Source organism: Acidobacteriota bacterium, from assembly GCA_003696075.1.
GTDB lineage: Bacteria > Acidobacteriota > Polarisedimenticolia > J045 > J045 > J045.
On the sequence record RFHH01000156.1, the window covers coordinates 1 to 7067 of the forward strand.

The following is a 7067-nucleotide window of genomic DNA, read 5'->3' on the forward strand; positions in this document are numbered from 1 at the left end:
CTCGCGCTCACGGCGGAGGCGGATCCTCTCCTGAACCGACTGCTGACGCTGCCGGCGCTGGCGCGCCTAGCGAACGTGCGCGTCGCGCGGCTGTCGCCGCCCGCCGCGGACGCGCTGCACCAGCAGCTCCGGGGCCGCCACGCCCTTCTCCACGTCCGGCTGCCGCTTCTCGCCGGAGGCCGGACCGTGGTCGTCGGCCTTCCCGGGGGAACGGCCGCCGCCCTCGACGAGGAGATCGGCCGGGCCACGCAGGTCGATCTGGTCACCCTCGATCCCGCGGGCGGATTCGTGGAAGCGCCCGCGTCGCGCGTCCGGGGCGCCGAGCGCCTGGTCGAGCGCGGCGCGCGGGCGGCGCTGGTTCCGCTCGAGCCGTTGCCGGAGGACTGGGCGCCCGAGTTCTGGGAGAGGTTCTACACCGAACTCGGCCGCGGGCGGCGGAAGACCGAAGCCCTCCGGCGGGCGCTGGCGGGACGCCGGCCGGCCGTGCACTTCGTGCTCTTGGGGCACGCCGACACCCGCGTCGTGCCGCCTCTCCGGGTTCTCTGGCCCGTGTGGGCCGCGCTGGGAGCGGTTCTGGTGGTGCTCTCGGTGGTTCTGCTGCGCGTCCTGCGCCGCCCCCAGGATCCGTTCGACATCGAGCCGCCCGAAGAGCCGGAGGAGCAGGCGGAAGGGGCGTGAGCCAGTAACCTCAGCGCGAGGCGGGCTCCGGCGCCCAGCGCGACAGCACGGCCGCGAGCTGGTGGAGCTGGAACGGCTTGACCAGCACCGCGTCCATCCCCGCCGCGAGGCATGCCGCCCGATCCTCCTCGGCCGCGTTGGCGGTCATGGCCACGATCGGCGTGGCGGCCGATTCTCCCTCCAGCCCCCGGATGGCGCGGGTGGCATCGTAGCCGTCGAGTTCGGGCATCTGGCAGTCCATCAGCACGAGGTCGAACCGCTCCGCCCGCACCGCCTCGACGGCCGCTTTTCCGTTCGCCACCAGCGTCACGCGGTGGCCCAGCCGCGCCAGCATCCGCTCCGCCACCTTCTGGTTCACCGGGTTGTCCTCGGCGACGAGGATCCTCAGAGACGCTGCCGCGGGCGCGAGGGTGGCGGCCGCGCTCCCGCGTGACGTTTCCTCCGGCAAGCCGGCGAGGCGGGCCAGGGCGCGGCGGGCGGGCGACCGGCGGATCGGCTTTCCGATCCACTCGGAGAACCCGGCCCGCTGGTAAGCGCCGAACTCGCCGCGCCGCGACCAGGGAAGCGCGACTCCGAGCGCCGGCCGGTTCCGCAGCCGCGACGCGGCGGCCGCCGCCGGTTCGGCCAGCGACTCGCCCACGATGGCGATGGCGGGAGCCGGATGCCGCTCGCCAAAGAGCCACGCGGCGAGCGCCTCGGCGTCGGCGGCCTCCAGGATCCGCGGGGCCGGCACCGCTTCGACGACGAGCGCGCGCATCGCTTCGCGCGCGGCCCCGTTCTCGTCGGCGATCAGGATGGTGCGCCCGCGCAGGCCCTCGAGCCGGGGAGTGGGGGGTGGCGCCGCATCGGGCAGGCGCGCGGTGAACCAGAAGGTCGAGCCCTGCCCCTCCCGGCTCTCGACCCCGATGTCTCCCTCCATGAGGCCGACGAGGCTCTTGCAGATCGCCAGGCCCAGCCCCGTCCCGCCGAACCGACGCGTCGTCGACGCGTCGGCCTGGGAGAACGGGCGGAACAGCTTCTCTTCCATGCCCGACGGAATGCCGATGCCGGTGTCGCGAACGGTGAACCGCAGGCGGCCGGGCTCCGCCCGCGCCACGCGGAGCACGACCTCGCCGCTGGCGGTGAACTTCACGGCGTTGCCGACCAGGTTGGTGAGGACCTGGCGCAGCCGTCCCGGATCGCCGGTGACCGACCCCGGGACGTCCGGCTCGACGATCCACACCAGCTCGAGCCCCTTCTCCTGCGCCTGGGGGGCCAGCAGGGCACAGACGTTCTCGACAGCTCCCCGGACGTCGAAGTCGATCCGCTCCAGCTCGACGCGCCCCGCTTCCAGCTTCGAAAAATCGAGCAGGTCGTTGATGATGGTCAGCAGGGTTTCCGCCGAGGTGGCGATCACCTCGAGGCATTCGCGCTGCTCCCGGGTGAGCCGCGATTCGAGCAGGAGGCTCGTCATGCCGATCACCCCGTTCATCGGGGTTCGAATCTCGTGGCTCATCGTCGCCAGGAAGAGCGACTTCGCCCGGGCCGCCGCCTCGGCGCGGCGCCGCGCCCGCTCCAGCTCCGCCGAGAGCTTCCGTTGAGCGTCCAGCGAGGCCCGGAGAGCCTCGTTCGCCTCGCGCAGCGCCCGTTCCTGGCGCCGCTCCTCCGTGATATCGCGCCCGACGCACAATGTGCCGGCGAACCCGGCGCCTGACGACAACGGGGTGTTGCTCCAGGAGACGATGCGTTCTTCCCCCGACCGGCATCGGACCGGGTGCTCGACGACGGGCCGGTTTCCCGCCTGCCCTTCCGCGAGGGCCCGCCGCACGCGGTCACGGTCGCCTTCGGGGACGAAGGTCTCGAGCCACGGACGTCCGAGAAGCTCCGGCAGGGTGTAGCCGCTCAGATCGAGAAAGTGAGGGTTGGCGTAGGTGATCGTCCCGTCGGCGGCGAGGCCGACCGCCAGCCAACCGACCCCGTCGAGAACGGTGATCAGCCGCCTCTCGGCGGCGTACAGCTCCTCGCGGGTGCGCTCGAGTTCCCGCTCGAGGTCCTCCCGCGGCTCCGTCGCCGGACGCCGCGTCAAGGCCGAACCCCCGCGCACCTGAGCATGCGCTCCCGGGCGAGTTCGAGAAGGCGCCGCCACGCCTCCGCGCCTCCGCCCTGACAGACCCTGCCTCGCTCCAGCTCGATCAACTCCGCGGGCCGCGTGACGACGAGCCGGCGGGGCCCCCGCTTCTCTTCCTCCGGCTCGGGAAGGCCCAGCACCTCTCCTTCGCGGGCGCGCCCCAGTTCCACCTCGCCGCCCCACGGTGCTCGTCCCACCACGGCGAGTTCGCCCCTCGCGATCAGGAGCAGGCAGTCGCCGCCTTCGGGATAGGGGAGGATCTCTCCCGCAGGCAGGCGGCGCGGCCGCGCGGCTCCGAGGACGCGCCCCCGGTCGCCGGCGGGCAGGCGCGACAGAACCGGCACTTCGCCACCGTCCGCGAGCCGGGCCAGCAGGGCGTTGGCCTCGGCGGCGACCGGCGGCTCCTCCCGCGCCTCGAGGCAGAGGAACACGGCCCGGAGCAGCCGCCCCTCGCTCGCGCACGCGCGGGCACGCCGGAGCCGCTCGCCGGGGTCGCGGTCCGCGTCCGATCCGTCCGGCGTGGTTCCGCCGAGCCAACCGGCGGTGAGGTGGGTCATGTCCGATCGATCTCCGCTGCGCCCCACCGCTTTGGAGAAACCGAGCGGGCCTCCACCGGAGGAATCTAGGCGGGCGCCGGTCCCCGACAACGCCGGGTCGCTCCGGGGCCGGGGAACGACTCTCCGGCGACAGCCGAGAAGAAGGCGCCAGGAGTGCCCCTCGCGCGAGGTGGCGTGCCGATCGTCGTGACGGGGCCGTCGGGGTCCGGACCGGCCTTCCGGCATGCAGCCGGGCCCCTTGCCTTCGGCCTGCCGCATCCCCGTGCCAGGCCCTTGGCTGCGGCCGGGCCCCCGACCTGTGGCCGGGACTCTTGCCTGGAGCCGGCCTCTTCCGTTTCGTCCGCGTCGCGCCCGCGCGGATCCGCGGGCGGATTCTATTCCGGCCAGTTCGCGCCCGTAAGTTTCGTGCTTTCATGCGCCTGCGCGCTACGGCGGCGGACGGCGGCGATCGATGTCTCGCCCTTTACACGTCTGTGGCAGCACGCTGCGGCGGCGGAGGGCCAATGGCCGGGATCGATGTTCGGTCCGGCACACGTCTGTCGCAGCACGCTGCGGCGGCTCGGAGCGGATGGAGGCGATCGATGTTCCGACCTGTATGCGTCGGCGAGCCTCTTACCCGCCCGTGGCGGGACCCCTCACCCTGGAGCCGGGTTCTCAGCTGCAGCCGGAACTCTTGCGGGAAGCCGTGCCCGGGGGCCGGGCGCCGCGACCGGAAGGCGCCGCAGCGAGCGCTCCGCTCGCGTGGGTCCCCGCGACGCGGGGAGCCGGACCGACATTCCGGCGCCGGCCGAGGTCCGGGGCTTTCCGGTTCGGGATGGCCGCGAAGCCCCGGTCGGCGGGGGCAATCGGGAAAGACTGATTTTGATCGATATCACGTCGCCGATTGATCGCGGTAAATGACCCGCCGCCCGTGACGCCGGTGCGCGTACGCTCTGGGCGATCACGGCCGCCCGCCTGAGTGCCCCCGGGCCTGGCCGAGGCAAAGCGGAGGAGGCGTCATGCGAGGGATTCGCGTCCTGTCGGTGTGTCTCGTCGTGTCGGTCGCCGCATCGGCCCCCCTTGTCGCCGATGTGCTGCCCTACTGGCTCAAGGTCACCAAGGAGCTGGACAACACGGTCGAGCTGGGCGACATCGAGCAGTCGCCCGAGGGGGAGCTGTGGCTTCTCGAGCGGACCACCGGGACGCTGCGGGTGCTCGCCGGTGGTAAGGAGGCGGCCACGCTCTCCATCCAGGTCTCGACCGCATGCGAGTCGGGCCTGCTGGATGTGGCCTTCGCTCCCGACTACGCCGATTCCGGCCTCGCCTTCGTTTCTTACGTCGGTACCGACGGTCACCTCAGGGTCGACCGCGTCCGCTTCGACGGCGCTTCCCTGAGGCGGGAGGGCACGATCCTCGACCTGGGAGCGACGGCGGGCGGTTGCCGCCCCGGCGGCGGTCTCGCGGTCGGCACGGACGGCAAGCTGTACGTCGGCGTGGGGGACCTCGAGAACTCGGCGTCGGCCCAGGACGACGGCTCGCTCGCCGGGAAGGTCCTGCGCGCCGAGCTCGACGGGTCGGTCCCGGCCGACAACCCCAGCGGAACGCTCGTCTGGGCCAAGGGATTCCGGGACGGCAAGGACGTCGCGCTGAACCCGAACAGCTCGCGCGCCGGAGGAACGCTCTACCTGGCGGATGTCGGCTCCGCCGGAGCGGTCGACGACGAGATCAACGCGGTGCGCGAGGGCGGCAACTACGGGTGGGATCTCGTCTCCGGAGACTCGGGCGGTGCCTACGACGACCCGCTCGTCTCCTATCTGCCCACGGTGGACCCGGAGGGACTCGTGTCGGTCACCGGAACGCGGCTCGGGGCGCGCCACCAGAACGCCCTCCTCTATGCCTGCGTCGACGCCGACGATGTCAGGGAGGCGTTCGTCACCGGCCCGGAGCTGGACCAGCTCGACCATACGGCTCCCTTCTTCGATCCGGACGCGGACCGCGACGGCACTCCGGACAGCGGCTGCCCGCACGGGGTCCAGGCCCTCGCTCACGGCAACGACGACACGATCTATCTGTCGGCCACCGGGACGAATCCAGGGATCTGGCGCGTCTGGTACGACGGTCCGGGGGCCCGCGAGGTCTCGGCGGCGGGCTCGCCGGTGCCCTTCACCGTGGAGCGCGCGGCCGGCGGCGACCTCGCCCTCGCCTGGGAGCGGCTGCCCGCGATCGACGTGGGGCGTCCGGCGCGTCACGGCGGCCAGCACACCGAGATCTACAACGTCTGGGAAGGCTCGCTGCCGATCACCGGCTCGTACGACCACGTGTCGATCCTGAAGACGAACGGCACGCCGGACGGACCGATGCGTCTGACCGCCACGATCACCCCGTCGCCGGGGAACCGCTACTACCTCGTGTCGGCGCAGGGCGACAACATGGAGAACCTCGGCCCGGGACGCCCCCCGGAGGACTACTGCGCGGCAATCGGCTTCGGCAAGATGAGCGGCCAGTGCATCGACGATTTCCGGAATCCGGTCGACGGGAGCCCGATGAAGCTCACCGACTACAACCCCAACTCGCCGACCTACATGCAGCAGCTCTCCGTGGCCGACTTCAGGGGGCGCGTGATCAAGCTCGACCTGTCCGCCGACAACTGCTACTACTGCAACGAGCAGGCGAGCGGAGGCGGCGCGCACGTCCCCTATCACGACATCGACGTGAAGTACCGCGACCGTGACTTCATCAACATCACCGTCCTGACGCTCGACTACACCACCCTCGAGCCGATTCCCCCGTCGCAGTGCGCCAGCGTCATCGAGGGCTGGGCCACCCGCAACAACGAGGCGACGCCGGTCCTCTGCGACGTGGACCTGGACGGCGACAACCGCGGCGATGTGACGACGCAGTTCTGGCACTCGATCAACGATTTTCCGGAGTGGTGCACCGGAACGCCGCAGAACTTCTTCATCGACCAGGGGAACGTGATCTACGAATTCGACTGCGGCGCGGTCTACGGCGAGGAGGTGGAGTCGAGGATCCTCCCGGAGATCAACCCGGAGACGTGCGAGTGATGCGCTGGACGCGCCCGGCCCGGACGGGTCTCGCCGCGTCGCTCCTCGCCGCCGCCCTGGCCGTTGCCGGCCCCGCTCTCGGGGACGAGGAAGCGCCGCGCGGCGGCGCCGGCGCGCCGAAGGAGGAAACGGTCGAGCTCGACGAGGCGGCGGCGAGCGTCACCGGCGCGCTCCAGGGCAAGGAGGCGGTCCGGATCCAGACGCTCTGCACCCACTGCAACTCCGCCAACATCCAGGTCGGCGGCCTGGCCGCGGAGCTGGTCCCCATGGAGTTGGGCGGCTTTCCGCTCCTGGGGGGAATGGCGGTCGCCTACGCGCTGAACTGCCTGCCGCCCGACACGGTCGCCGAAGCGCAGGTCGTGAAAGGGCCCGGAAGCGCCGACCTTCCCAACCCGGCCGCGGGCGGCACGATCTCGCTCGAGCCCTCGGAGCCGTCCGAGCTCCCGTACCTGACCGCCGGCGTGCTGGCGGGGACCTACCGCCGGCGCTCCGCGGTCGTGCGGCTCGCCGGCGAAGCGGCCCCGTGGCTGTCCGGACAGGTGCTCGCGGGCACCGACCGGGCCGATCCCGTCGACGACGACGGGGATGGCTTCAACGACGTCGGGCGCCTGGACCGGGAGTTCGCCGAGCTGCGGGCCCACATCGCGGCGGCCGAGAGGCATGAGCTCGAGCTGGGAGCGA

Annotated in this window: 4 protein-coding genes; 3 read left to right on the plus strand and 1 reads right to left on the minus strand. The window is 72.1% G+C overall.

Annotated features, from left to right (window positions below):
* A partial coding sequence (locus D6718_10455; protein ID RMG44213.1) for a CHAT domain-containing protein occupies nt 1-678 on the plus strand: 678 nt, incomplete at its 5' end.
* 10 nt (nt 679-688) lie between these two features.
* Here D6718_10455 and D6718_10460 read toward each other — a convergent pair.
* Nucleotides 689-3757, minus strand: coding sequence for a response regulator (locus D6718_10460; protein RMG44214.1), 3069 nt, complete (start codon nt 3755-3757; stop codon nt 689-691).
* Between the two features lie 583 nt (nt 3758-4340).
* Between D6718_10460 and D6718_10465 the strand changes: the two genes are divergently transcribed.
* Together D6718_10465 and D6718_10470 are read left to right on the plus strand one after the other, a co-directional pair.
* Complete coding sequence (locus D6718_10465; protein ID RMG44215.1) at nt 4341-6386, plus strand: hypothetical protein; 2046 nt, start codon at nt 4341-4343, stop codon at nt 6384-6386.
* Nucleotides 6386-7067 (plus strand): TonB-dependent receptor (locus D6718_10470; GenBank protein ID RMG44216.1); only part of this gene is annotated, 682 nt, incomplete at its 3' end. The genes D6718_10465 and D6718_10470, both read left to right, overlap by 1 nt.